27 protein-coding genes are annotated in these 25,525 nt (G+C 44.5%); 26 read left to right on the forward strand and 1 reads right to left on the reverse strand.

Annotation, left to right across the window (positions count from 1 at the left end; genetic code table 11):
• Nucleotides 1-354: 354 nt before the first annotated feature.
• The 11 genes from HHK01_RS00605 to rsmI all read left to right on the forward strand — a co-directional run bounded on the left by HHK01_RS00605 (nucleotide 355) and on the right by rsmI (nucleotide 9,371).
• Nucleotides 355-555 carry a sigma factor G inhibitor Gin gene (locus tag HHK01_RS00605; protein WP_170005951.1) on the forward strand — a complete coding sequence of 67 codons (201 nt, stop codon included), beginning with the start codon at nucleotides 355-357 and terminating at the stop codon, nucleotides 553-555.
• Between the two features lie 1,323 nt (nucleotides 556-1,878).
• Nucleotides 1,879-3,309 carry an aminotransferase class I/II-fold pyridoxal phosphate-dependent enzyme gene (locus HHK01_RS00610; protein ID WP_170005952.1) on the forward strand — a complete coding sequence of 477 codons (1,431 nt, stop codon included), beginning with the start codon at nucleotides 1,879-1,881 and terminating at the stop codon, nucleotides 3,307-3,309.
• Nucleotides 3,310-3,327: 18 nt separating this feature from the next.
• Nucleotides 3,328-3,972: a dTMP kinase gene (gene tmk, locus HHK01_RS00615; RefSeq protein ID WP_170005953.1), complete on the forward strand. Its 645-nt coding sequence runs from the start codon at nucleotides 3,328-3,330 to the stop codon at nucleotides 3,970-3,972.
• A gap of 79 nt (nucleotides 3,973-4,051) precedes the next feature.
• Nucleotides 4,052-4,381, forward strand: a complete 330-nt coding sequence (locus tag HHK01_RS00620) for a cyclic-di-AMP receptor (protein ID WP_170005954.1) — start codon at nucleotides 4,052-4,054, stop codon at nucleotides 4,379-4,381.
• Nucleotides 4,382-4,402: 21 nt separating this feature from the next.
• A complete protein-coding gene (locus HHK01_RS00625) occupies nucleotides 4,403-4,843 on the forward strand; it encodes a YaaR family protein (protein ID WP_170005955.1) in 441 nt (146 codons plus the stop codon).
• Between the two features lie 11 nt (nucleotides 4,844-4,854).
• Nucleotides 4,855-5,862: a DNA polymerase III subunit delta' gene (gene holB / locus HHK01_RS00630; RefSeq protein ID WP_170005956.1), complete on the forward strand. Its 1,008-nt coding sequence runs from the start codon at nucleotides 4,855-4,857 to the stop codon at nucleotides 5,860-5,862.
• On the forward strand, nucleotides 5,855-6,667 hold the full coding sequence (locus tag HHK01_RS00635) for a PSP1 domain-containing protein (RefSeq protein ID WP_170005957.1): 813 nt from the start codon (nucleotides 5,855-5,857) through the stop codon (nucleotides 6,665-6,667). Before holB ends, HHK01_RS00635 begins: the two co-directional genes overlap by 8 nt.
• Before the next feature lie 27 nt (nucleotides 6,668-6,694).
• Nucleotides 6,695-7,054, forward strand: coding sequence for a DNA replication initiation control protein YabA (yabA, locus tag HHK01_RS00640; protein WP_170005958.1), 360 nt, complete (start codon nucleotides 6,695-6,697; stop codon nucleotides 7,052-7,054).
• Between the two features lie 408 nt (nucleotides 7,055-7,462).
• Entirely contained in the window at nucleotides 7,463-8,221 is a 759-nt protein-coding gene (locus HHK01_RS00645) for a tRNA1(Val) (adenine(37)-N6)-methyltransferase (RefSeq protein ID WP_170005959.1), read from the forward strand.
• Complete coding sequence (locus HHK01_RS00650; RefSeq protein ID WP_407646942.1) at nucleotides 8,217-8,468, forward strand: GIY-YIG nuclease family protein; 252 nt, start codon at nucleotides 8,217-8,219, stop codon at nucleotides 8,466-8,468. The genes HHK01_RS00645 and HHK01_RS00650 overlap by 5 nt, the downstream gene beginning before the upstream one ends.
• A 24-nt stretch (nucleotides 8,469-8,492) precedes the next feature.
• Entirely contained in the window at nucleotides 8,493-9,371 is an 879-nt protein-coding gene (gene rsmI, locus HHK01_RS00655; protein ID WP_170005961.1) for a 16S rRNA (cytidine(1402)-2'-O)-methyltransferase, read from the forward strand.
• A 59-nt stretch (nucleotides 9,372-9,430) separates the two neighbouring features.
• On the opposite strand, the gene HHK01_RS00660 is transcribed toward rsmI, so the two are convergent.
• Nucleotides 9,431-9,724, reverse strand: coding sequence for a transition state genes transcriptional regulator AbrB (locus HHK01_RS00660; protein ID WP_194241289.1), 294 nt, complete (start codon nucleotides 9,722-9,724; stop codon nucleotides 9,431-9,433).
• 523 nt (nucleotides 9,725-10,247) lie between these two features.
• Between HHK01_RS00660 and metG the strand changes: the two genes are divergently transcribed.
• The 15 genes from metG to HHK01_RS00735 all read left to right on the forward strand — a co-directional run bounded on the left by metG (nucleotide 10,248) and on the right by HHK01_RS00735 (nucleotide 25,343).
• Nucleotides 10,248-12,227 (forward strand): methionine--tRNA ligase, encoded by a 1,980-nt coding sequence (gene metG, locus HHK01_RS00665; RefSeq protein ID WP_170005963.1) that lies wholly within the window; start codon nucleotides 10,248-10,250, stop codon nucleotides 12,225-12,227.
• A gap of 124 nt (nucleotides 12,228-12,351) precedes the next feature.
• A complete protein-coding gene (locus HHK01_RS00670) occupies nucleotides 12,352-13,119 on the forward strand; it encodes a TatD family hydrolase (protein WP_170005964.1) in 768 nt (255 codons plus the stop codon).
• Between the two features lie 228 nt (nucleotides 13,120-13,347).
• Entirely contained in the window at nucleotides 13,348-14,550 is a 1,203-nt protein-coding gene (locus HHK01_RS00675; protein WP_170005965.1) for a G5 and 3D domain-containing protein, read from the forward strand.
• Between the two features lie 210 nt (nucleotides 14,551-14,760).
• Nucleotides 14,761-15,324: a ribonuclease M5 gene (rnmV, locus tag HHK01_RS00680; RefSeq protein ID WP_170005966.1), complete on the forward strand. Its 564-nt coding sequence runs from the start codon at nucleotides 14,761-14,763 to the stop codon at nucleotides 15,322-15,324.
• 1 nt (nucleotide 15,325) lies between these two features.
• The gene (gene rsmA / locus HHK01_RS00685) at nucleotides 15,326-16,201 is read left to right on the forward strand and encodes a 16S rRNA (adenine(1518)-N(6)/adenine(1519)-N(6))-dimethyltransferase RsmA (RefSeq protein ID WP_170005967.1); all 876 of its coding nucleotides are present in this window, start codon (nucleotides 15,326-15,328) and stop codon (nucleotides 16,199-16,201) included.
• A gap of 211 nt (nucleotides 16,202-16,412) precedes the next feature.
• Entirely contained in the window at nucleotides 16,413-17,300 is an 888-nt protein-coding gene (gene yabG / locus HHK01_RS00690; RefSeq protein ID WP_170005968.1) for a sporulation peptidase YabG, read from the forward strand.
• 229 nt (nucleotides 17,301-17,529) lie between these two features.
• On the forward strand, nucleotides 17,530-17,793 hold the full coding sequence (gene veg / locus HHK01_RS00695) for a biofilm formation stimulator Veg (protein WP_170005969.1): 264 nt from the start codon (nucleotides 17,530-17,532) through the stop codon (nucleotides 17,791-17,793).
• A gap of 168 nt (nucleotides 17,794-17,961) precedes the next feature.
• Nucleotides 17,962-18,150 (forward strand): small, acid-soluble spore protein, alpha/beta type, encoded by a 189-nt coding sequence (locus HHK01_RS00700; protein WP_170005970.1) that lies wholly within the window; start codon nucleotides 17,962-17,964, stop codon nucleotides 18,148-18,150.
• A gap of 382 nt (nucleotides 18,151-18,532) precedes the next feature.
• Nucleotides 18,533-19,414: a 4-(cytidine 5'-diphospho)-2-C-methyl-D-erythritol kinase gene (ispE, locus tag HHK01_RS00705; protein ID WP_170005971.1), complete on the forward strand. Its 882-nt coding sequence runs from the start codon at nucleotides 18,533-18,535 to the stop codon at nucleotides 19,412-19,414.
• Between the two features lie 55 nt (nucleotides 19,415-19,469).
• A complete protein-coding gene (purR, locus tag HHK01_RS00710; RefSeq protein ID WP_170005972.1) occupies nucleotides 19,470-20,306 on the forward strand; it encodes a pur operon repressor in 837 nt (278 codons plus the stop codon).
• Nucleotides 20,303-20,674 (forward strand): RidA family protein, encoded by a 372-nt coding sequence (locus tag HHK01_RS00715; protein WP_170005973.1) that lies wholly within the window; start codon nucleotides 20,303-20,305, stop codon nucleotides 20,672-20,674. Before purR ends, HHK01_RS00715 begins: the two co-directional genes overlap by 4 nt.
• Nucleotides 20,675-21,699: 1,025 nt before the next feature.
• On the forward strand, nucleotides 21,700-21,993 hold the full coding sequence (gene spoVG, locus HHK01_RS00720; RefSeq protein WP_170008595.1) for a septation regulator SpoVG: 294 nt from the start codon (nucleotides 21,700-21,702) through the stop codon (nucleotides 21,991-21,993).
• Nucleotides 21,994-22,245: 252 nt separating this feature from the next.
• The gene (glmU, locus tag HHK01_RS00725; RefSeq protein ID WP_170005974.1) at nucleotides 22,246-23,619 is read left to right on the forward strand and encodes a bifunctional UDP-N-acetylglucosamine diphosphorylase/glucosamine-1-phosphate N-acetyltransferase GlmU; all 1,374 of its coding nucleotides are present in this window, start codon (nucleotides 22,246-22,248) and stop codon (nucleotides 23,617-23,619) included.
• A gap of 16 nt (nucleotides 23,620-23,635) precedes the next feature.
• Entirely contained in the window at nucleotides 23,636-24,595 is a 960-nt protein-coding gene (locus HHK01_RS00730) for a ribose-phosphate diphosphokinase (RefSeq protein WP_170005975.1), read from the forward strand.
• Nucleotides 24,596-24,719: 124 nt separating this feature from the next.
• On the forward strand, nucleotides 24,720-25,343 hold the full coding sequence (locus HHK01_RS00735) for a 50S ribosomal protein L25/general stress protein Ctc (RefSeq protein WP_170008596.1): 624 nt from the start codon (nucleotides 24,720-24,722) through the stop codon (nucleotides 25,341-25,343).
• Nucleotides 25,344-25,525 lie beyond the last annotated feature (182 nt).

Genomic DNA, 25,525 nt, shown 5'->3' on the forward strand with positions numbered 1-25,525 from the left:
AGAGTAGGACGCTGCCAAGCAAGTGAGAAAAAGCTGTTTTTCGCTTAAATGCGAGAAACAGCTTTTTTGCGTTATTGCTCCCGTATTGTGTTTGGAAATATTGCGCTGACAAAAAAGGCGGAAAATGTAGAATGAAGTGGAATTTAGTCCTATATGTTTATGGTATATATGGGCATTACTGGCGGCGGTAATTAGGATACGACGCGAAAGCAAACAGGGCACGTACCCTCCTATACTAAATGGATCAGGAGTAACACAGGCACATTTTTCTGGGCACCACATAAACTAAAACACAGTTCACTAGATGTATAGAATCCGATTTTTTAGGTGAGACTACTAGTGGAGGTGGAGAGGATGGTTCAAAGAAGAGTGCCTGTGGGGAAAGACGTGTGTTCCATTTGTGAAGAGGAAAAGCAGGTCGGGTTTTATTTGTACACATCGTTTATTTGTGCAGGTTGTGAGCAAATGGTCGTGAATACAGAGCCGGAAGATCCAATGTACCAGCACTATGTGAAGCAATTAAAAGAGGCGATGATGCCTCGTACGTATTCGTAACTTCCGAATGTACTTAATACAAAGATACTCTGCGCACTCAAACTAGTATTTATGCTGGTTTTAGTGTGTTTTTTTGTGGTCGTCAGGAATCAACGGATTACCGACGACCAAAGAGACTTAGAGAAATAAATACATAATGTTTAGTATATGAGTGGATTTCACAAATCAGAGCCCATGCAGGACAAGGGTTTTGAGACATAATAAAAGGAGTACCTCCCCAAGTCTTGTATAATGGTAAGTATCAACTCAAACTAAAAAGACTGGAGGGACTCCCTATATCCACTATACGACAAGAGAGCTTGTTTATCATCCAAGAATTATACGAGATGGAACCTACCTAGCGTTATCAAGAGATCATTTCGGCGGTTGATGAGTGCTTTATTACGTATGAAATAGTCGCTATTGTTCCCACCCATTTTGAAGCGCGTGATCAAGCTCCAGTTAATCCCGGGAAAAGAGCGTTAATCTGGATTTATGAGCGTTAATCCCGGGAAAAGAGCGTTAATCTGGATTTATGAGCGTTAATCCCGGGAAAAGAGCGTTAATCCGGATTTATGAGCGTTAATCCCGGGATAAGAGCGTTAATCTGGATTTATGAGCGTTAATCTGGATTTATGAGCGTTAATCCCGGGAAAAGAGCGTTAGCGCGGATTTATGAGCGATTCCCCTGATCGCGGATATCGGCTCCTGTTAGTGGATAATTGGAGCGGAAGGCGGCGACTCATCGAACAATGCATTCGCATGTTCCTGTGTGCGATCTTTATTCAGGATGCAAATTCCATCCTGCGTGAAAAGTGTGGCCAGGTGAGACCTGTCTAGCTGCAGCGGTCTGCTCCTGTCTGAAAAATAACCTTCGTCTTTTGAGGAAAAAAACGCCTCTAAATCCAAAGAACATCTTTTAGAGGGAGCAAGACGGACCGCTTCCACATTTCATTCCCGCAGGAGCGAAGCGACGAGGAGTCTCACGACCCGCCCGCGGAAGGCATCCGCCTGTAGCGGAAATCAACAACCTTGTTCAAGTGGTACGAATCGAGAAAATTTTTAAGTAACTACTATTCTGCTGGTCTGTGAATTTTAAAAAAGAGCAATTATGAAATTGATTCATCCTTAGAATTATAAATCCAAACTAATCAAGCATAAATCCAGACGTAGGGTGAATCCACACTTGCCATGAGGATTTCATAACTCCTACCTATATCATAGTAAGCGTTTGACACCGATAGCTATGGATACACGGTAAAGTATTCTAAATTTTTCAGGTGTCCGACCTACTGATCGGCATGGTACACTATAAGTATTTGAAACAGATGAAGGTGTAGTTGAATGGATCATCAAAAGACTCCTCTGTACGATGCGCTGCGGCAGTTTGCAAAAACTACTGCTTACTCATTTCATGTACCGGGACACAAAAATGGTAGCTTGTTCAATCTACCCGAGTTATCACAGATAGCCCGTTTGGATGCGACGGAGCTTTCTTTTTTGGACCAGCTGCATGATCCTGATGGTGTCATTCTAGAGGCGGAGGAATATGTACGGGATTGGTATGGATCGAAAGCGAGTTTCTTTTCCATAGGGGGCTCGACTGCTGGTAATCAAGCACTAGTCCTAAGCGCGGTCAAAAGAGGGGACAAGGTGTTGGTTCCTAGAAACTGTCACCAGTCGGTTTTGCACGGTTGTTGGCTAGCTGGGGCAGTCCCTGTTACGTTGCCTGCTGAATGGGATCAAAGAACAAGGCTTGCGGTCGGTGTTTCTATACAGATCATTTGTGATGCGATAGAGCGGGTGCCGGATGCGAAGGCGATTGTGTTGACGTATCCTAGTTATGATGGATTTACGTTTGCTATTCAAGACATTATCACACTAGCTAAAGAGCGAGGACTTATCGTGATAGTAGATGAGGCACACGGGGCACATTTCAGTGTTGATCCTGACACGTTTCCGCCTTCTGCCTTAGCGCTCGGCGCAGATGGGGTCGTGCACTCAGCACATAAAACGCTTCCTGCTCTGACGATGGCGGGGTTTGTGCACCTTGGACGGGAGAGCGTTTTGGATGAGTCCCGTGTAAGAAGGGCGTTAGGAATTGTCCAAACGAGCAGTCCGTCTTATCTTGTTATGGCTTCTTTGGATGTAGCACGTTCCTACGTGGCCACTTTCACGCAGGCGGATCGAGACGCTTTACGTTCTACACTTATGGAATTCCGTAAGATCGTAGCAGACGCAGGTCCATGGGAGGTAGTAGAGGAAGGCGATTTACTGAAGCTCGTCCTCTATCTACCAGGACACGGCTTTACTCTTCAACAAAAGCTTCACGAACAGGGTCTGTTTACCGAACTGGCGAGCGTGGATCATGTACTGCTCGTACTGCCACTTATCAAAAATAACTTATCCCACAAACAAGAGCTTCTGGATACCTTGCCGAAGATCAAACGAGCGGGCGAGGACATTGAATATGAGCAAAACAAACCAGCTCAACAATTCCGTGGTAAAACATTTACAGAATTAACGTCAGTTTTCACTACTTTCGAGGATGTCCTGTGGGCAGAGAGGGAGTGGGTTTCTGCTCAGGAAGCCGTTGAGCGGGTAGTGGCAGATTCTATTGTGCCGTATCCACCGGGTATTCCTTTATTTTTTCCCGGAGAGACTGTGGACGAAAAGCGTCTTCATGAACTGCTTGCCTTTACAAAAGAAGGCGGACACGTGCAAGGAGCTTTCCGCTTAAACAATGAGCAAATAGAAATACTTATAGCAAAGTAAAAGAAAAGGTGAAAATAGATGCATCAAGGAACATTCATCACTTTTGAAGGACCTGAGGGCGCTGGTAAGACATCTGTTTTAGCGGTGCTTGCAGAACGTTTGCGAGAACAGGGTTATGTTGTGTGTAAGACGAGAGAACCGGGTGGAGTTGCGATTGCTGAGCAAATTCGTGACGTGATCCTGAACCGTGAAAATATAAAAATGGACGCGAAAACAGAAGCTCTTTTATATGCAGCTGCTAGAAGACAGCACTTAGTCGAAAAGGTTATTCCCGCTTTAGAACGAGGCGAGCTTGTCCTTTGCGATCGGTTTGTCGATGCCTCCCTAGTCTATCAAGGGATGGCGCGGCAGATTGGTATCGAACAGGTGCTTGACGTGAACACATTTGCCATTGATGGGGTGATGCCGTCTTTGACATTGTTATTTGATCTTCCTCCTGAAGTAGGATTGGCGCGTATTGAGGCGCATAAAGGGCGGGAAGTGAATAGATTAGATCTAGAAGGGTTAGCATTTCATCGTCGTGTGAGAGAAGGTTATCTAGGGTTGGTCAACCGTTTTCCAGAACGAATCAAACTGATCCGCGCTGATCAGTCCTTTGAAATCGTGTGTGAAGCTGCATGGAACAGCATTACGCAACATATGAAAAAGAGGAATAAGCGTTAGTTTGGTCGAATATAAGAGGGAAGCTTACTTCGCACCACGTCTGCTCAAATCGAACAAAATAATGGAGGTTGAGTTACTCATGAAAATGATCTTTGCTATCGTGCAAGACCAAGACAGTAGTCGTCTCCTTAGTGCGCTTGTGGACCATAACTTCCGAGCGACAAAGCTATCCAGTTCTGGTGGATTTTTAAAGTCAGGAAATACAACCTTTATGATAGTAACTGACGATATACGCGTAGATAAATGTCTTGATGTCATTAAAGAAAACTGTAAATCTCGTGATCAAATGGTGGCACCTGTCTCTCCGATGGGTGGGAACGCAGATTCATATATACCATACCCTGTTGAGGTGGAAGTAGGCGGGGCCACAGTGTTTGTGCTCCCGGTCGAGGGATTTCATCATTTTTGATCGAAGAAGAAGGGAAAAGAGATGAAAATCGGACAAGACGTACGAGTGTCTGTCGATGGGCTAAAGCAAGGTCAACTACCCGCTCACCTACAAAATGGACGCTTTCAATCTATCGTGACGGCCCAGCAGTCCAAACTTCACAACCAACAACTAAAGCAACTATATCAAGATATTGGGGTTGTGGCTAGTCAGTTGGGGCGCTCTCGTAATTTCCGCGACTTGGCGAAGTTTAAGACACTTGTCAAGCGTTTTGTAAAGGAAGCAACTGATTTTGGCCTAGATGTGAAGCAATCAAAACAGTGGAATGAATATGGAGAAAGTCGTACGTTTCGGATCGTGGAAACGATTGATGAAAAGCTTGTTGCGTTAACCGAAGCGATGCGTACGAACGAACAAGATTCACTTAAACTATTAGAGATGATTGGTGAAATTAAAGGATTGCTCGTGAATCTGTATGTATAGGAGGAAGAAGGGTGAGTGCTTTAACAGAAGAACTAACAGCATGGCAACCTCACATTTGGCGGCTCCTTCAAAGGGCAGTCACTCAGCAGCGTGTGGCACATGCTTACTTATTTGAGGGACCAAAAGGAGCAGGAAAAGCGGCATACGGTCAATTACTAGCAAAGCTCTTACTCTGTTCTTCTATTTCCGAAGATGGTATGCCTTGTAATCATTGTACAGATTGTAAGCGAATCGCCTCCGGAAACCATCCTAACGTTTTTTCTGTGGCACCAGACGGGTTGTCCATCAAGAAGGAACAAATACAGCTGCTACAAACAGAATTAAAGAAACGAGCATTTGAAGAAAAGCCTAAAGTATACATTTTGCATGCCGCGGATAAAATGACATCTCAAGCGGCAAACAGCTTATTGAAGTTTTTGGAAGATCCACCTAGTGATACGCATGCCATTTTGCTTACCGAGCAAAAAAATCACCTGTTACTGACGATTCAATCACGCCTTCAGCAGCTTAATTTTCGCCCGCTCCCGAAAGCTTCTTTGCAAAACCAATTACAAGAAGCTGACCTCCCTGCACACATCGTTCCATTGCTCGTGGAAATCACCCAAAATGTGGAGGAGGCGAAAGCTCTTTATGCGGATGATTGGTTTGTACAAGCTCGAAAAAAAGTGTTACACTTAACTCAAGTACTCAAGAAGGACACGTTCGACACGTTTGTGTGGCTGCAAACCGATTGGAACAGTCATTTTACGGAGCGTGACGAAGTGGACAGAGGACTTGATTTATTGCTTTTTTGGTACCGGGACTTACGGAATATGCAGATGGGCGCGGAGGATGGATTTACATATCCAGACTATAAAGACCAACTGCAGAAGGAAGCTCTTCGGTTTTCGCATATACAATGGGTTCATTGCACAGAGGCAATATTGGAAGCAAAACGTCGACTCCAAAGGAACGCGCATCCGCACAGCATTATGGAGCATCTTGTACTCTCTCTAGAGGAGGGGATTCGGCATGCTTAATGTCGTCGGAGTGCGATTTAAGAAGGCTGGAAAAATTTATTATTTTGATCCAGGTGAGTTTCACATGTCGACCGATGATCACGTGATTGTCGAAACGGTTCGAGGCGTTGAATACGGCCGAGTAGTACTTGCTCCAAAGCAGGTGGATGAGCAGGATGTCGTCCTCCCGTTGCGGAAGGTGCTTCGTGTCGCAGACGATAAGGATCGTTTTACAGTAGAGGACAATGAAACGAAAGCAACTGACGCTTTTGCTGTTTGTTGCGATAAAATAGAAGAGCACGGCTTAGAGATGAAACTTGTAGATGTAGAATATACATTTGATCGAAACAAAGTGATTTTCTATTTCACAGCGGATGGACGTGTCGATTTTCGTGAGTTGGTAAAGGACTTAGCATCCATTTTCCGCACGAGAATCGAACTTCGTCAAATTGGAGTACGTGATGAAGCCAAAATGCTTGGCGGAATTGGTCCTTGTGGTCGAATGCTCTGTTGTTCAACGTTCCTCGGTGATTTTGAACCCGTTTCCATTAAAATGGCGAAAGACCAGAACCTGTCGCTAAATCCGACGAAAATTTCTGGCTTATGCGGTCGTTTAATGTGCTGTTTAAAATATGAAAACGACCAATACGAAGAGGCGAAACAGCTGATGCCTGATGTAGGAGAAAAGGTTGAGACTCCTTACGGCAAAGGTCGTGTCAAAGGATTGAACATGCTCGAACGCCTTATTCAAGTTGAGGTGGAAGAACAAGAGCATGTGTTGGAGTTTACGTTGGATGAGTTGAAAGGGGACGCGCTTTTCAACTAAGCCGAAGACTCATGAGGTGGAGAACAGATGGAGAAGAAGGAATTATTTGACGCTGTAAGTCATATGGAGGCCCAAGTTGGTCATTTGTATAAACAACTTGGCGAAATGAAAGAGCATGTGGCTGCAATGTTAGAAGAGAATAATGCACTGAAACTTGAGAACGACCATCTACGAAAACGGTTGGACTCCGAGCAGGAAAAGACCGATTCACCACCGAAATCTGAATCCGACAAAGCCTCTACAAATGAGTTAAGCGATATAGGTGAGGGGTACGATAACCTTGCCCGGCTCTACCAAGAAGGATTTCATATTTGCAACCTTCATTTTGGGAGTCCCCGAAAAGAAGGAGATTGCTTATTTTGCTTATCGTTTCTGAATAAAAAATGATTTGCAGAAATTATATCTTCAGCCTGATTGAAGCAGGCTGGTAAAAAACCTCCCAGCGATACGCGGGAGGTTTTTTGGTGCGTGTGGCAGTTACCCGTCCCCAGCGGGTGAAAGTCCCTTTTATACCCCTATGCTTGGAATTAATAGTAATTTTACGCATCTTTAGGTGGTGAATTTAAATCATTAATCTGTTACTTTATGATAAGAAGGCGAACCACCAAGATCTCGAAACCCCAAATGAAAGCTTCCCCCATAAAGAAGTCACCACAACGAAGGAAAATAACTCTTAGTAAGGGAGTCCGTGAACTATACTGAGCTTTGAAAGCTCCACATTTTATATAGATTATAACGCTACCGGGAGCGTGATCTTGGAAAATGACTTATTGCATTATAGAAAGGAAAGAACATGTGATGCACCTTAGAGACGGAGAACGGCTTGATGATTTGCTTGCAGAAGGATATAAAATAATACAAAGCTCGGGTGTGTTTTCGTTTAGCTTAGATGCTGTGTTGTTAGCCCGCTTTTGTCATGTGCCGATAAAAAGGGGGGTAATTATAGATTTGTGTAGCGGGAACGCTGTAATTCCATTGTTGCTTTCTACACGTTCTCAATCGCGCATTATTGGCGTGGAGCTTCAGCCAGAGCTTGTCGATATGGCATCTAGAAGTGTGAATTATAACAACCTTACTGAACAAATTGTCATAAAGGAGCTAGATTTGCGAGAAAGTCCAAAGGCTTTAGGGTACGGAAAGGCGGATATGGTCACTGTGAATCCTCCTTATTTCCCATTAAAGCCAGACTCGTTGCTGAATGTGAACCATCATGTTGCACTTGCACGACATGAGGTAGGGTGCACGTTGCGTGACGTTGTGACAGCGGCTAGCCAGCTTGTTAAACCAGGCGGAAGGGTCGCTATGGTCCATCGTCCGGAGCGATTGGCAGAGATCTTCGCCGAGTTTAAGACCAAGAACTTGGAGCCAAAGCGTCTTCAATTCTCACATTCAAAAAAAGGGAATAAAGCCAATATGGTGCTTGTCGAAGGTCGGAAAAACGGGCAACCTGGGTTGACTACGGAACCGCCTATTTTTGTGTACGAAGAGAATGGCGCGTATACTCCACATGTACGTGCGCTTTTATATGGCGCAAATGAGAAGAGGGAAGATTAGAATGGTGAATCATACCTTTTATGTAGTAGAGTGTGCAGATGGCTCTTGGTATGCTGGATATACAAATAAATTAGCGCAACGTATTGCCACACATAACGCGGGAAAAGGGGCAAAATATACGAGAGCTCGTCTTCCCGTCCAGCTCGTACATTCGGAACAATACGGTTCTAAGCAGGAAGCGATGCAAAGAGAATATGCCTTTAAGCAATTGAGCCGAGCTGAGAAGGAACGGATTGTGTATAAATAAAAGGTACGCTAAGGAGGGTTTCATATGTGGAATGAACAGAAGAGCTTCTTTAGTTCTAGCGAGACAGGAACGTTGTTTGTCGTCCCTACACCGATCGGTAACCTAGATGACATGACGGTACGTGCTATTAATACGTTGCAAACAGCCGATCTTATTGCCGCAGAAGACACACGGCATACGAAGAAGCTTTGTCATAAGTTCGAAATTTTAACACCACTTATAAGTTATCATGAGCATAATAAAGAAGAGCGGGGGAGAGACTTACTTGAGCGGTTGGGAAGAGGCGAGACAGTTGCTCTCGTGAGTGATGCTGGGACCCCTGCTGTTAGTGACCCAGGATATGAACTCGTTCAAGCATGTACTGAACAAGGAATTACTGTAGTTAGTTTGCCGGGACCGAATGCGGCATTAACAGGTTTAGTTGCCTCTGGCTTGCAGGTGCAGCCATTTTTGTTTTATGGATTTTTGCCACGCCAAAAGAAAGAAAAGACAGAAGCACTCGAAAGCTTGTTGAATCGGGAAGAGACGGTCATATTGTACGAGTCACCACACCGGTTACGTGAGTCGCTTACCCTTTTGGCATCTATCGCAGCTGAACGGTTTGTTGTGGTGGCCAGAGAATTAACGAAGCAGCATGAAACGTATATTCGGGGCACCGCGAAGGAATTGGCAGAATGGAGCGGAACAGAGTCAATCCGTGGCGAGTGTTGTGTATACATAGCTGGAAATTCGGATCCGATAAAGCATGACGAGCCAGCATGGTGGTCACTACAAACTATGAAAGAGCACGTTGAGACATACATAAAAGAAGGAATGCAATCAAAGGATGCGATTAAACAAGTAGCGGTGGATCGGGAAATACAAAAGAGAGAAGTGTATCAAGCCTATCATGTAGAGGACTAGAGAAAGCGGTGGTAGAATGAAAAAAGTCCCCATCCTTATACAAGGGTGGGGACTTCTTGTTACGCTTTGTTTGTTTCAAATCTTGTGCGGATTTCTTCGATTAGTTTTTCTGCACCTTCACGGCTAAGAATAAGTTTTCCTTCTGCAAAAGTTGCGTTGTCATCGGAAATCTCACCGGTGATTTGGCATGTCATATTCGGCTTATATTTTTTCAATATAATTTTTTCGTCATCTACATAAATCTCTAAAGCATCCTTCTCAGCGATACCGAGAGTACGACGAAGTTCAATCGGAATCACCACGCGGCCTAATTCGTCTACTTTACGTACAATACCAGTTGATTTCATATTAATGGATCTCCCCTCATAGGTTAGTATTCTATTAGTATAATTCGTCAATGTTCGACAAATTTCATGTCTTTATAATACCAGCGTTTCCCAAGGGCGTCAATCACTTTCATATGATATTTCCATATCAATTTTGTTTCATCCTTGTCACGCCTTAATTCTCAGCTGTTTGGTAGGTTTTTTCTATGGAAATGGTCCTATTTTTTGCATGTTCTATTTTTGTGGCTGTTCGACAAATTTCTACACTGTTATATGTCGAATATACCTTGTTTTTTAAGTGAGATGGACAAGCGTTGGTCACAAGGGTATACATGGTCAAACACCCAACAGACATCACAGTTCTTTGTGCGCGACCATTGCACTTTCTTCTTACATTCGGTATATTTTGACTAGGATACGGGTGAAAATGATGCAGTGCCATAAAGGCGAAAGAAAGCACTCACACGGTTGAGGGCTTTTTTAATAGCTTGTCCCTAAAACTTCGTATTTTCCATAAATAAAGAGTAAAAACAAGTAGGAGGCGGCTTTCGTGAGTAAACAGCGAAACACGTTTTATATTACAACACCCATTTATTATCCAAGTGGGAAATTACATATTGGGCATGCCTATACGACTGTAGCGGGGGATGCGATGGCTCGCTACAAACGGTTGCGTGGCTTTGATGTTATGTATTTGACTGGAACAGACGAGCACGGTCAAAAAATTCAAGAAAAGGCAAAAGAAAACGGTGTCTCTCCCCAAGAATATGTCGATAATATTGTAACAGGTATTCAAAAATTGTGGGGACTTATGGAAATTACGTATGATGATTTTATTCGCACGACTGAATCCCGTCATAAAGACGTAGTAGAAAAAATCTTTCAACAACTTCTAGATCAAGGGGATATTTATCTAGGGGAGTATGAAGGCTGGTACTCTATTCCCGACGAAACGTTTTATACAGAGACACAACTTGTCGACAAAGAGCATGACGAACAAGGACAAGTGACCGGTGGTAAAAGTCCGGACAGTGGCCATCCGGTTGAAAAGGTAAGAGAACAATCTTATTTCTTTCGTATGAGTAAGTACGTTGACCGCTTGTTGCAGTATTACGACGAGAATCCAAAATTCATCCAACCAGAAGCACGGAAAAATGAAATGATCAATAACTTCATTAAACCTGGTTTGGAGGATTTGGCTGTCTCTCGTACTACTTTTGACTGGGGCGTCAAAGTGCCAAACGATCCGAAACATGTTGTGTACGTTTGGATTGATGCATTATCCAACTACATTACTGCTCTTGGTTACGGCACGGAAAATAACGGGAAATATCAACGGTATTGGCCTGCGGATGTTCACCTTATGAGTAAAGAGATTGTGCGCTTCCATACCATTTATTGGCCGATTATGCTGATGGCACTTGGCGAACCACTTCCAAAGCAAGTGTTTGCACACGGCTGGTTGCTCATGAAAGATGGCAAAATGTCTAAATCAAAAGGAAATGTGATTCACCCAGAAACGTTGATAGATCGCTACGGTTTGGATGCGCTTCGCTACTATTTGCTTAGAGAAGTGCCGTTTGGAGCGGATGGCGTCTTCACACCGGAAGGATTTGTGGAACGCTTAAACTATGATTTAGCGAATGACTTAGGTAATTTGCTGAATCGTACGGTCGCCATGATCCAAAAGTATTTGAATGGAAACATTCCGGCTTATACGGGTTCTAAAACAACCTATGACAAATCGTTACTGAAAGCAAATGAGGAAACAGTAGGGGCCTACGAAAAAGCGATGGAGGACATGGCTTTTTCTGTGGCATTGAGTGAGCTGTGGGCCCTTGTTCGCCGCACAAATAAGTATATAGATGAAACGCAGCCGTGGGCATTGGCAAAGGATGAAACAAAACAAGAAGAACTCGGTTTAGTTATGGTCCATTTAGCTGAATCGCTACGTAGAATTGCTGTGATGCTTCAACCGTTCTTAACACATGCACCAAACAAGATCTTTGCGCAATTGGGTATCCAAGATGAGCAGTTGCGATCATGGGATTCGCTAAAGCAATTTGGTAAGATTTCAGAAGGGACTCAAGTTGCAAAAGCAGAGCCGATTTTCCCTCGACTAGATAGTAAGGAAGAGGTGGCGTACATCCAACAAGCTATGCAAGGATCAGCGCCTCAACCACCTGAAGAAGAGGCAGTGGAAACACCTGAAATCACGATCGATGATTTTATGAAAGTTGATCTCCGTGTTGCAGAAATTATCCAAGTAGAGCCGGTGAAAAAGGCGAATCGATTATTAAAGCTACAGCTAGACCTCGGCTATGAGAAGCGTCAAGTTATTTCTGGTATCGCCGAATATTACAAATCAGACGAATTAATCGGTCGAAAAGTAATCTGTGTAACAAATTTGAAACCTGTAAAGCTACGTGGCGAGTTATCTCAAGGCATGATTTTAGCAGGGGAAGAGAATGGAAAGCTTTCTCTAGCATCTGTAGACGAAACATTACCTAACGGAGCAAAGGTAAAGTAATGAAGACAAAGGAAGCATAGTACTGTTCCACGTGAAACGTTGTGGAACTCTCTATGGTTCCTTTCTTTCTCAAAAGGAATGGTAGTTATTATAGAAGAAACTCGATTCGAAGGAGCGGTACTATATGTTTTTTGATACACACGTCCATTTGAACGCTGACCAGTTTGATCAAGATTTACCGGAAGTGATACTGCGAATGAAAGAAGCACAAGTAGACAATGCGGTGGTTGTAGGTTTCGATCACAGAACAATCATACGTGCAGTGGAACTAGCTGAGACGTACGACTGGCTATACGCCGCTGTAGGTTGGCATCCAGTTGATGCAATTGATTGTACAGAAGAGGACTTAGAATGGATTCGTGAATTATCAAAGCATGACAAGGTCGTGGCAATTGGCGAAATGGGGCTTGATTATCACTGGGATAAGTCACCGAAAGAGGTGCAAAAAGAAGTGTTCCGTAAACAAATTCGGCTCGCAAAACAAGTGGATTTACCCATCATCATCCATAACAGGGATGCGACAGAAGATGTTGTTGCCATCTTAAAAGAAGAGCATGCGGAAGAAGTAGGGGGGATTATGCATTGTTACAGCGGAAGTGTAGAGATTGCAAAGGAATGTCTAATGTTAAATTTTCATATCTCATTAGGTGGACCGGTTACTTTTAAAAACGCGCAAAAGCCGAAAGAAGTCGCAGAAGCGGTTCCGCTCGACAAGCTACTCATCGAGACTGATTGCCCTTTTCTCGCACCTCATCCATTTAGGGGAAAACGAAACGAACCCGCCTACATTCCGCTTATTGCCGAACAAATCGCACTGATCAAAGGTATATCCATAGAGGAAGTAGCGAGAGTGACAACAGAAAATGCAAAAAGATGTTTCGGCATACGTTGACAGCGAATGCCGTCGATTTTTGGGGGTGCTTGTCCTTGTATGGCCCCAATCCTCAACGTTCTACATCTCTTTTCCCTCTCATAGACTAGGCGTGTCGAGAAGTCTTTCTTCCCTTTCAATCGTTCCTTTTGCATAATAGAACCACCTTGTTCCTTGAAAGACGACTGCTTGACACGTCGGAAGAACCTTTATATAATCTCTCTGCGAGGAAAGGAGGCGTTTCTCATCGTGACGAAAACGAGTCAATCGTTGTTATCCGATGCACGCCAACGTAAGATTTTTGCCATAATTGCTAGTTTCATAGTGATCTTGGCACTGTTCGCATTCCTGTTCTTTGAAACAACAAAAGCGACGATCGCCCTTGAAATTAACGGCGATGAACAGACTGTGAAAACAAATGCAGATACGGTTGGGGAATTGTTAGCTCAGCAAAATATAAAGGTTCAAGGTGTGGATTCTGTTTATCCAGCAACGGATGCAAAAATCCGTGATCAAATGTCCATTGTCTTTCAAGCAGCAGAAGAAGTGACACTAACGTTGAATGGGGAAGCGAATCAGGTGTGGACTACTGCTACAACAGTTGGAGAGTTTTTGAAACAACAAGGTCTCTCTCTTAAAGAAGCAGATCAGGTGTCGCCGGGTGTAGAGGAACCCATTACGAGCGACCTGCAGGTTGAACTAGAAGAATCGTTTCGTGTCAATATTGTCGACGGAACAAAGAAAAAGACTGCGTGGACGACTTCGACTACGGTCGCTGACTTTTTAAAACAACAAGGAATTATACTGAATGACTCAGACCGCATTGCTCCGAAGTTAGATGCGAAGCTAACCGAGAAAGAAAATGAAGTCAATGTGGTTCGAGTAGAAAAAGTCACCGATGTAGTGGAAGAAGAAACTAACTTCAAAACTGTCACTCGTAACGATAGCAGCCTAACTAGTGGACAGGAAAAAGTAGTTCAAGAAGGTAAAAGGGGAAAACGCTCAAAAAAATACGAAGTAGTCCTAGAAAATGGGAAAGAAGTATCACGAACGCTACTAGCCGAAGAAGTGCTATCTGAAAGCCAAGATAAGATTGTAGCTGTAGGAACGAGAAGAATCGTGGCACAAGTATCTCGGAGCAATACAACCGCTCCGGCGAGTGGTGAAACGATCACGGTGTCTTCTACAGCCTACACAGCCAACTGTGCAGGGTGCTCAGGAATTACAGCAACAGGCATTAACCTAAAAGCAAACCCTAATCAAAAAGTCATTGCTGTTGATCCCAGTCTGATTCCACTAGGTACTAAAGTGTACGTTGAAGGCTACGGCTATGCGGTTGCGGCGGACACGGGTAGTTCAATTAATGGAAACAAAATCGACGTCTTCTTTGCAAGCAAGGAGCAAGCGTACAGGTGGGGGAGTCGTACGGTGACCATTCGCATTTTAGATTAATCATAGATAAAAAATTATAGTGTCATAGGAAGGGAGAGCCTCTAACAAGTAAGGGGTTCTCTCTTTTTGCGTATTTTTACAGAGAACACAAGGGATCGCCTCCGAGATAAATTAAGGTGTAGCAAAGTTATTTTGAACTCATGCAAAAGACGGTGTACACTAGGGGAGATATTAGCTTACGAAAACTATTTCAGATATTGGAGTAAAGAGATGACAACGAAACGTACCCTTCAAGAAATTATTGTCGTGGAAGGAAAAGATGACACGAAACGGATTAAACTAGCCGTGAACGCTGATACAATCGAAACGAACGGATCGGCAATTGGGGAAGAAGTATTAGAGAGAATTCGGCTTGCACAAGAAACTCGAGGTGTCATTATATTCACAGATCCCGATACGCCTGGTCAAAAAATACGTCATGTGGTTTCGCAAGCCGTTCCAGGTTGTAAGCACGCTTTTCTAGCAAAAGAACAAGCGATAGAGAAGTATGGCCGAGGTGTGGGGGTTGAGCATGCTTCAGTAGAGGCTATTCGTCAGGCGCTACAGGGTGCGCACTCGACAGCAGAACGTGCCCACGGAGAGATCAGCAGAGACGACCTACTTTATGCAGGTTTGCTCGCAGGTCCTGGTGCTAGAAACAGAAGAGAGGCACTTGGCAGAGAGCTCCGCATCGGTTATGCCAACGGGAAGCAATTACATAAGCGGTTAGCGATGTTTCAAATACCTAAGCAACGTTTTTTAGAAGCTTTAGAAAAAATAGAAAGGAGGCCCTAGTGTGAAAAAGCGAATCGCGACTCCGAATCGAACGAAAACCATCTTAGAGCAACACGGATTCTCTTTTAAAAAGAGCCTCGGTCAAAACTTTCTCATTGATCCTAACGTTCTCCAAAACATTGTTCGTCAGGCCGATTTGACGAAAAGCAGTGGGGTCATTGAAATTGGACCTGGTATTGGTGCTTTAACCGAGCATTTGGCAGAAGCAGCAGGCAAAGTGCTCGCCTATGAGATTGATCAAAGGCTCTTGCCTATTCTCGATAAAACACTCGCTGATCATAATAACGTGCATGTCGTGCATAAGGATGTACTAGAGGCCGATGTCAAAGAGGACCTTACAACATGGTTAGCTGATGTCAACGAGATTGCTGTAGTGGCAAATTTGCCTTACTACGTGACAACGCCCATTTTGATGAAGCTTCTCACAGCGGATGTGCCTGTATCTACTTACGTCGTGATGATGCAAAAGGAAGTAGCCGATCGTTTAACAGCTCTGCCCGGAACGAAGGCGTACGGATCGCTTTCCATTGCTGTGCAATATTACACAGAAGCAAAATTGGCTCTTACCGTGCCAAAATCGGTGTTTATTCCTCAACCGAATGTCGACTCTGCTGTTGTGAAGCTCACACGGAGAGAAGAGCCACCTTGCACAGTACAGGACGAGAAATTGTTCTTTGAAGTAGTAAGAGCATCTTTTGCACAAAGAAGGAAAACATTGCGAAACAATTTGTGGAGCGCATATCCAACCTTGAAAGAACAGGAGCAAGAAGTAACAGGAGCTATGGAGCGGGAAGGAATTGCGCTGTCCCGTCGTGGGGAATCTTTATCGATTGAGGAATTCGCGCGGCTCACAAATAGTGTAATGCCTTTTTTATAGCTCGATACGGAAATGCTGAAGGACGGATTATCTTCAGCTTTTTTGTTTGACTACAGCACAATAATTAAGTTTTTCTAGCCCGGTACACGACACTTTTACATGTCTACCTACACGAATCTGTTCTTTTATAGCCTGGACATCCGCACATTGAGAGTGATGTGGCATATCGTAAAAGAGAAAACGGTTCTTACTGAAGGTTGGAGTGAAGAACGTGGCGATTCAAGTAGGTTCAATTGTGGGAAGACGCTCTTACGGATGTGATGTCTTATTTCGAGTAATCGAAATACGGGAGAGTCAAGGTCAAACTATGGCCATTCTAAAAGGGGAAGAGATGCGGCTCCTAGCAGATGCGGATGTACGGGATTTAGACCCTCTTCAAGAGCAATATAAACAGGAGCGGAGAGAAAAAACTCGCTCATTAGAAAAACAGTCACTGGCTTTGTTTCAGCAGGATTTAGAATATATTCGGGAAAGACATGAATACGACGTGACAAACGCCTATGAAGAAGAGGTCGCGTATTTTTCTCTACCTGGAAAGGTGCTGCACATTGATGGGGACCCTACTTACTTACAAAAATGCGTTTCTTTGTATCAAGAGGTAGGCGTACCTGTGTATGGTGTTCATTGTCAGGAGACGGAGATGCCGTACCGAATCGAGTCTTTGTTGGCGAAATATCAACCAGATATTCTCGTGATCACGGGTCACGATGCCTATTCAAAATCGAAAGGGAAAAAGACCGATATTAACGCATATCGGCATTCCCGTCATTTTGTAGAAACCGTACAAAAGGCTAGAGGGAAATGTCCCAGTCTAGACCAGCTTATTATTTTTGCTGGAGCATGCCAGTCTCATTTCGAATCGATCATTCAAGCGGGAGCAAATTTTGCGAGCTCCCCATCACGGGTGAACATTCATGCGCTCGATCCAGTGTATATTGTATCCAAGATCAGCTTTACACCATTTACACAACCCGTACACGTTTGGGACGTGTTGCGGAACACGTTGACAGGCGAAAAGGGGTTAGGGGGAATAGAGACAAAGGGAGTTTTAAGAACGGGGATGCCCTACCAACCCCATGACGAAGAGTCTCCCGGATAGTTTTCTGCTCACTCTTTTGTATTTTCATTAGAGTGAGCAGTATTCTCTCCTTATCTGAAACGGGTACATATACTGGTCATTTAAGGGAATGCTAACTTATGTAGAAAAAAAGGGCGCTTTGTAGAATAAAAAACATTGACAAGTGAATTTGAAGGTTGATATAATTTATAAATTTATTTGACTTTCTACTGCTCTTTTGCTATAATGAATTTAGCGAGGTGGACGAGAGATGCCAAAAACGTTAGCTGACATTAAACAAACGTTGGATTCTCATTTAGGTAAGAAATTAATGCTTAAAGCCAATGGCGGTCGTAGAAAGACGATTGAGCGCTCAGGAGTCCTTGCGGAGACATATCCCTCCGTATTTGTCATCGAGCTTGACCAAGATGAAAACTCATTCGAGCGAGTATCTTACAGTTATGCAGACGTGTTAACACAAACGGTGCAACTCACCTTCGAAGAAGAACAACAACAAGTGGGCAATATGCTCTAGGTCGGCAGTGAACGAATTGTTTACTGCTTTTTTATTTTGTTTTATCTTGCCCTCTTTATACAAAAACGATTTTCCTCCGTTGGCTACAAATGGATGAGCACAACGGCCCTCTTTGGATAAACTATAAACGTCCTGCACTTTTCAGAAGGACAAAAAGGGGGCACTCAATTGAGTCGACGTCGAAGCATCATGTCAGAGCAATTCAAAGAAGAATTAGCGAAGGAATTGGGCTTTTACGACGTGGTTCAAAAAGAAGGCTGGGGTGGCATTCGAGCTCGTGACGCCGGGAATATGGTGAAACGAGCCGTAGAAATCGCAGAAGAGGGGCTCGCCCAAAAGTACAACAACAATCAATAACGAGTGTGTTCAAACTAGCTGGCTCAAGATCCAATGCGGAACTTGGGCCGCTTTTTTTATTTGCAGGTTGGTGAATGTTAGACGACTATGGGTAATAAGCGGTCAGCGTCATGTCGTTTCCTCCGAAAAAGTCAAAGAACGACTTTATCTCCGGAAAGCGAGATGAGTCGGTTGACCTGATCAAGCACCTTCCGCATCCTTATCAGTCGAGCTGCAGGCGCTAGGTCACGCGACGTCATGTCGTTTCCTCCGAAAAAGTCAAAGAACGACTTTATCTCCGGAAAGCGGGATGAGTCGGTTGACCTGATCAAGCACCTTCCGCATCCTTATCAACTTATGATAGAATAAGACAAAATTCTTCTAGGACGTGGAGCGGGTAGTGATGAAGTGTTTAGTGAAGGCGCCGGCGAAGATTAATTTAACGTTGGATGTGCTACATAAGAGGCCGGATGGGTACCATGAAGTCGAAATGGTGATGACGACGATAGATTTGGCAGATCGCATTGAGTTGTCAGATGACAACTCTTCGCGTGTGAAGTTAATGAGCGAATTTCGTTTTGTCCCGAACGATCATCGCAATCTTGCGTATCAAGCGGCCGAATTATTTCGCAAGCGTATGGGAATCACCAGGGGAGTGAATATTTATCTCGAGAAGAATATCCCTGTTGCGGCTGGCTTAGCGGGTGGAAGTAGTGATGCAGCTGCTGTGTTACGAGGTTTAAACGATCTGTGGCAGGTCGGACTCACAAAGGACGAGCTGGCTATTATGGGAGAAGAACTTGGTTCGGATGTTCCTTTTTGTGTTTATGGGGGGACGGCACTCTCTACAGGCCGAGGAGAAAAAATTCAGCCTTTGCCGGCCCCTCCGACTTGCTGGGTCATTTTGGCAAAACCGTCTATCGGGGTATCGACAGCGGACGTATATCACGCTTTGAAAGTCAATCGTATTGAACATCCGAATACGAAGGATATGTGTAAAGCTTTGGAGATGAAAAATTACGACCAAATGTGTGCGTCAGTGGGCAATGTGTTAGAGCCTGTCACGACGCGCATGCACAAAGAAGTGAAGTTAATAAAAGACCAAATGAAACGGTTTGGAGCAGACGCAGTGCTCATGAGCGGGAGCGGTCCTACCGTCTTTGGGCTTGTTCGGCACGAGTCTCGTTTGCATAGAATCTACAATGGACTCCGTGGATTTTGTGATCAGGTATACGCAGTACGGTTGTTAGGAGAACGAGAAAACCTTGCGAAAAACCTTGCCTAAACCCGTACAAATGTGGCAAAATTGACTGTAATATTCGGGTAACGGAGGCACACTAGTGAAGTTTAAACGAAGTGAACGTCTTGTTGATATCACCTTTACATTGATTAATCAACCAAGGAAACTCATTCCTTTTTCAACTTTTTCCGATCGATATAAAGCCGCTAAGTCCTCAATCAGTGAGGATGTCGCGATTTTAAAGCAAACCTTTGAAGCACAAGGCCTTGGCCGTTTGCAAACGACAGCAGGAGCAGCCGGTGGAGTCCGGTACGATCCAGACGTAAGTGAGCAAGAAGCTCTCGATGTCATGAACTCATTGTGTGAGACGTTGGCAAAGCCCGGGCGATTGCTACCGGGTGGGTACTTGTATTTGACAGACATTGTCGGTGACCCTACTGTTATGCAAAGGGTCGGACGCATGATAGCCGGCTTGTATATGGATAGACAAGTGGATGTAGTCATGACAGTCGCGACAAAAGGAATTTCACTTGCCTACGCAATCGCAAAAGAATTAGGCGTACCTGTTGTCGTTGTGCGTAGAGATAGTAAGGTAACAGAAGGATCAACCGTTAGCATTAATTATGTATCAGGGTCGGCAAAGCGCATTCAAACGATGGTCCTCTCTAAGCGTAGCCTTTCTGAAGGGGCAAAAGTGCTCGTTGTCGATGACTTCATGAAGGCAGGAGGTACCGTGCGAGGTATGAAGAGCTTGCTCGACGAATTCCAAGCGAACATGATAGGTATAGCGGTATTGGTTGAAGCTGAACACGTGCAAGAACGATTAGTAGACGACTATATTTCAGTTGTTAAACTATCCAATGTGTCAGTAGACGAGCAAACGATTCAAGTACATCCAGGAAATTATATGAAGTGGAGAAAGGGACGAAATGAATGAAAAGTATTCAAACTGACAAAGCACCACAAGCGATAGGACCCTACTCACAGGCAATTCAAATGGTAGACCTCGTTTACACATCCGGACAAATTCCATTACGACCAGACGGCACGATGGTCGAAGGTGACATAGAAGTACAAACAAAACAAGTGATGGAAAACCTCACTGCAGTTCTAGAAGCTTCTGATTCGAGTTTGACCAAAGTAGTTAAAACGACAATCTTTCTCACTAATTTAGGAGACTTCGACAAAGTCAATGCAGTTTATGGGCAATACTTTAGTGAGCACCAACCGGCGAGAAGCTGTGTGCAGGTCGCTGCGCTTCCGAAAGGCGCTCGAATTGAGATCGAGGCAGTGGCGACTTTATAAAGTGTTTAAGTTGAATAGAATGCAAATGATCACGGGTCTCGGCTCGTGATCTTTGTTTTAATAGGATGAATTTTATTCAGATATGAGACTCAGTGGGGGATACGCAGACTCAGTGGGGGATACGCAGACTCAGTGGGGAATACGCAGACTCAGTGGGGGATACGCAGACTCAGTGGGGGATACGCAGACTCAGCAGGGGGATACGCAGACTCAGCAGGGGGATACGCAGACTCAGCAGGGGGATACGCAGACTCAGCAGGGGGATACGCAGACTCAGTGGGGGATACGCAGACTCAGTGGGGAATACGTAGACTCAGTGGGGGATACGCAGACTCAGTGGGGGATACGCAGACTCAGTGGGGGGATACGCAGACTCAGTTGGGAATACGCAGACTCAGCAGGGGGATACGCAGACTCAGCAGGGGGATACGCAGACTCAACAGGGGGATACGCAGACTCAGTGGGGGATACGCAGACTCAGTGGGGAATACGCAGACTCAGTGGGGAATACGCAGACTCAGCAGGGAATACGCAGACTCGGCAGGGGAATACGCAGACTCAGTGGGGGATACGCAGACTCAGTGGGGGATACGCAGACTCGGCAGGGGATACGCAGACTCAGCAGGGGGATACGCAGACTCAGTGGGGAATACGCAGACTCGGCAGGGGGATACGCAGACTCGGCAGGGGAATACGCAGACTCGGCAGGGGAATACGCAGACTCAGCAGGGGATACGCAGACTAATCCGGTTCACAGACCGAGTGGGTTCCCCTGACCAACCGCCTTCCGCTTTTCATTGTCCAGCTCCAGGCGGTAGGGGACCGCACGTCATTTCAGCCCCTCCGAGAAAGTCTGAAGAGCGACTTTCCCTCCGGTTCTGAGATGAGTGGGTTCCCTTGATCAACCGCCTTCCGCTTTTCGCATTAGGTCGAAAGTTTCAAAAAAATTTTTGGAATAAGAAGGATTTTGGTAAAAAACGTTGAAATATAGGGGTAGAACGAAAGGGAAAAAGGTGGTGAACATGGTGGAAGTAACAGACGTTCGCTTACGACGCGTGAACACTGATGGACGCATGCGCGCTATTGCATCTATTACTTTGGACAACGAGTTTGTGGTGCACGATATTCGTGTGATTGATGGAAATAATGGCCTTTTTGTAGCAATGCCAAGTAAACGGACTCCAGATGGGGAATTTCGCGACATCGCTCATCCGATTAATTCCGGTACGCGTGGAAAAATCCAAGACGCTGTCTTAGCTGAATACCACCGTTTGGGGGAACTTGAAGAAGTAGAATATGAAGAAGCAGGTGCGTCCTAAAAAACGACATGTATCCACAACAAGAGCCTTTTACTCCCACAGTGAGGCTCTTTTTTCTGCCTTTGTGTTGGATGTAGACCAAGGCTGACTCAGTTCTTCCTTAACCATTTATAACATTTCTTCTCCTCCTAATCAAAAACTGGAATGTCTCCTAATAGAAGTGACAAAAGTTTGTAGTTCCTAGGCTTACCTTGAAAGTCATGCAGTTTTAGGATATAGTCAACTTGACAAAATTCGAGTACTGGGGGTTCGTTGATGAACCGTTTTGCGATTGTTTTAGCTGCGGGTAAAGGAACCCGTATGAAATCGACTTTATATAAAGTGTTACATCCGGTTTGTGGAAAGCCAATGGTGGAACACGTGGTTGACCAAGTTTCAAAGGTTGCTATAAATGAAATGTATACGATTGTTGGTCACGGGGCAGAGGACGTTCAAACGTATCTCGGCGATAGAAGTCAGTATTGCCTTCAAGAAGAACAGCTTGGGACAGGTCATGCTGTGCAACAAGCAAAAGATTTCTTATCTAGAAAAGAAGGAACGACTCTTGTGGTCTGTGGTGATACACCGCTTCTTACGTCAGAGACTTTGGAAGCACTTCTCCAAACGCATGAAGCAGCAGGAGCCGCGGTTACTGTGCTCACAACGCATGAAGAGGATCCTACAGGGTATGGAAGAATTGTTCGCGATGACCAAGGTCATGTGAGCCGTATCGTCGAACAAAAAGATGCAACAGAAGATGTGCTGCGCATTTGTGAAGTGAATACAGGTACGTACTGCTTTGATAATAAAAAGTTATTTGAAGCGTTGGAAGAGATAAAGAACAACAATGCTCAAGGAGAGTATTATTTGCCGGATTGCATCGAGATTATGAAAGCAAATGGTGACCAGGTGGCCGCGTATGCAACAAGTAATCGTTTTGAGACCATTGGAGTGAACGATCGCGTTGCCCTCTCTAAAGCATCGTTAACGATGAAGGAGCGTATTCTCACGCATCATATGCGTCAAGGGGTTACCGTCGTAGATCCGCAGTCAACGTTTATCGAAGCGGATGTTGAAATTGGTTCTGATACTGTGTTAGAACCAGGTACAACCATTCGGAAAGGGACAATAATTGGTTCTTCCGCAACAATTGGTCCGAACACGGAACTTGTCCGTTGCTCTATTGGAAACAATACGACAGTCCGTCAATCGGTTGTCTATGACAGCACGGTAGGAAACGGGGTTCAAATCGGTCCGTTTGCACATGTTCGTCCAGATTCTTTCATTGAAAACGACGTAAAAATTGGCAACTTTGTTGAAGTAAAGAAATCGCGTCTCGGAGCACGTAGTAAAGCCTCTCATCTTAGCTATATTGGCGACGCAGACATTGGTGAAGATGTGAACTATAGCTGTGGTGCTATTACTGTCAATTATGATGGAAAAAACAAAGCACGCACTATTATTGAGGACGGTGCGTTTATCGGCTGTAATGCCAACTTACTTGCACCTGTCACGATTGGTAAAGAGGCATTTGTTGCAGCAGGTTCTACGATAACTGATGATGTCCCGGGAAAAGCACTCACTATTGCGCGCGCTAGACAAGTGAACAAAGAAAATTATGCAGAAAAGTTGAATCACAAAAAATAATCGGGGGTCTCCTCACATGCCAACTTCGTATGCCAACTCGAAAATGAAAATATTTTCTCTCAGCTCCAACCGTCCTCTTGCATCTGAAATTGCAGCTCATGTTGGTGTCGAGCTTGGGAAGTGCTCAGTAACGCGCTTTAGCGATGGAGAAATCCAAATTAATATCGAAGAGAGTATTCGTGGCTGCGATGTATTTGTGATCCAGTCAACGAGTGCTCCGGTGAACGATAATATCATGGAATTACTCATTTTAATTGATGCACTGAAGAGAGCGTCTGCAGCAACTGTTAATATCGTAATGCCTTACTATGGATATGCGCGCCAAGACCGAAAAGCGAGAGCTCGTGAACCAATCACTTCAAAACTCGTGGCTAATTTACTTGAGACAGCGGGGGCAGCACGAGTCATTACGCTCGACTTACACGCACCACAAATCCAAGGGTTCTTTGACATCCCGATTGACCATTTAATGGGAGTTCCAATCCTTGCTAAATATTTCAAGAATAAGCCGATTCCACAGGAGGATGTCGTGATTGTGTCACCAGACCACGGTGGCGTAACACGTGCTCGAAAAATGGCTGAGCGGTTGAAAGCCCCGATTGCGATTATTGACAAGCGACGACCAAAGCCAAATGTCGCTGAAGTCATGAATATCGTTGGAAATATTGATGGGAAAGTAGCCATTCTTATTGACGATATTATTGATACAGCGGGGACGATAACGCTTGCTGCTAACGCTCTTATTGAAAACGGGGCAAAAGAGGTATATGCGTGCTGCACACATCCAGTGCTATCAGGTCCAGCAATTGAGCGTATTGAAAACTCGAAAATTAAAGAGCTTGTCGTAACGAACTCCATTGTGCTACCTGAAGAAAAGAAAACCGAAAAAGTAGTTCAGCTATCGGTAGCTGAGTTGATTGGTGAAGCCATTATCCGTGTATACGAAAACCAGTCCGTATCGACACTGTTTACGTAAACTTCTGACACCTTTCCTAAAAAAGAGGTTTAAGTTTTCTCAAATTAGGGGAAATAGTATATAGACCCAATTACGGAGGCTGACAAAATAATTCAGCCTGAACGATTAAGGGAAGGTGAAGATGATGGCTATAAATTTAAATGCAAAAAAACGTACTGATTTAAAAGGATCCACTACAAGACTTCTTCGTGAATCAGGTAGCATTCCCGCGGTAGTTTACGGGAATAAGGCAGACAACACACCGATTACGGTTGATAGTATTGCTTTTGTGAAAACAATGCGAGAAGCTGGAAGAAACGGTGTGATTAACTTATCTGTCGAAGGTTCAACATATAACGTAATTTTGTCAGACTATCAACAAGATTTCTTGAAAAATGAAGTGACGCATGCTGATTTCCTTGCGGTGGACATGTCTGCTGAAATCGATGCAGATGTACAGGTGACACTTGTCGGAAATGCTCAAGGTGTCAAAGATGGCGGTGTCTTGCAGCAGTCATTGCATGAAGTGAGTGTCACTGCAAAACCGAGCGACATTCCGATGGCGGTTGAATTTGATATCTCCTCCTTAGTTGTGAGTGATACGGTGACAGTAGCGGATTTGAAAACTTCTGCTTCAAACTACACGATCAATCACGAGGACGGGGAAACAGTTGCCTCCATCTTGCCACCGCGCCAAGAAGAGGAAATTGATAGCGGCGAAGAGCAAGCTGAAGGTACTCCTGAAAATGAAGAAGGTCGGGAAGTATAGTAAGGAAACATTCATGAGCGCAGCACGCAACCATGTATGGGAAACTGGTCACAAAGCAGTCTAGTTGTGATCAAGGCGGTGCGAGTGGAGCCCTATGTAGTTTTTTAATCAATATCCGAAGTTGTTTCTAATGAGATAGATGGTGACGTTAGGAATCTGCGTAACTCCGCCCCTTTTCCACA

This window comes from Bacillus fonticola, assembly GCF_012955605.1.
Classification (GTDB): Bacteria; Bacillota; Bacilli; order Bacillales; family JC228; genus Bacillus_CG; species Bacillus_CG fonticola.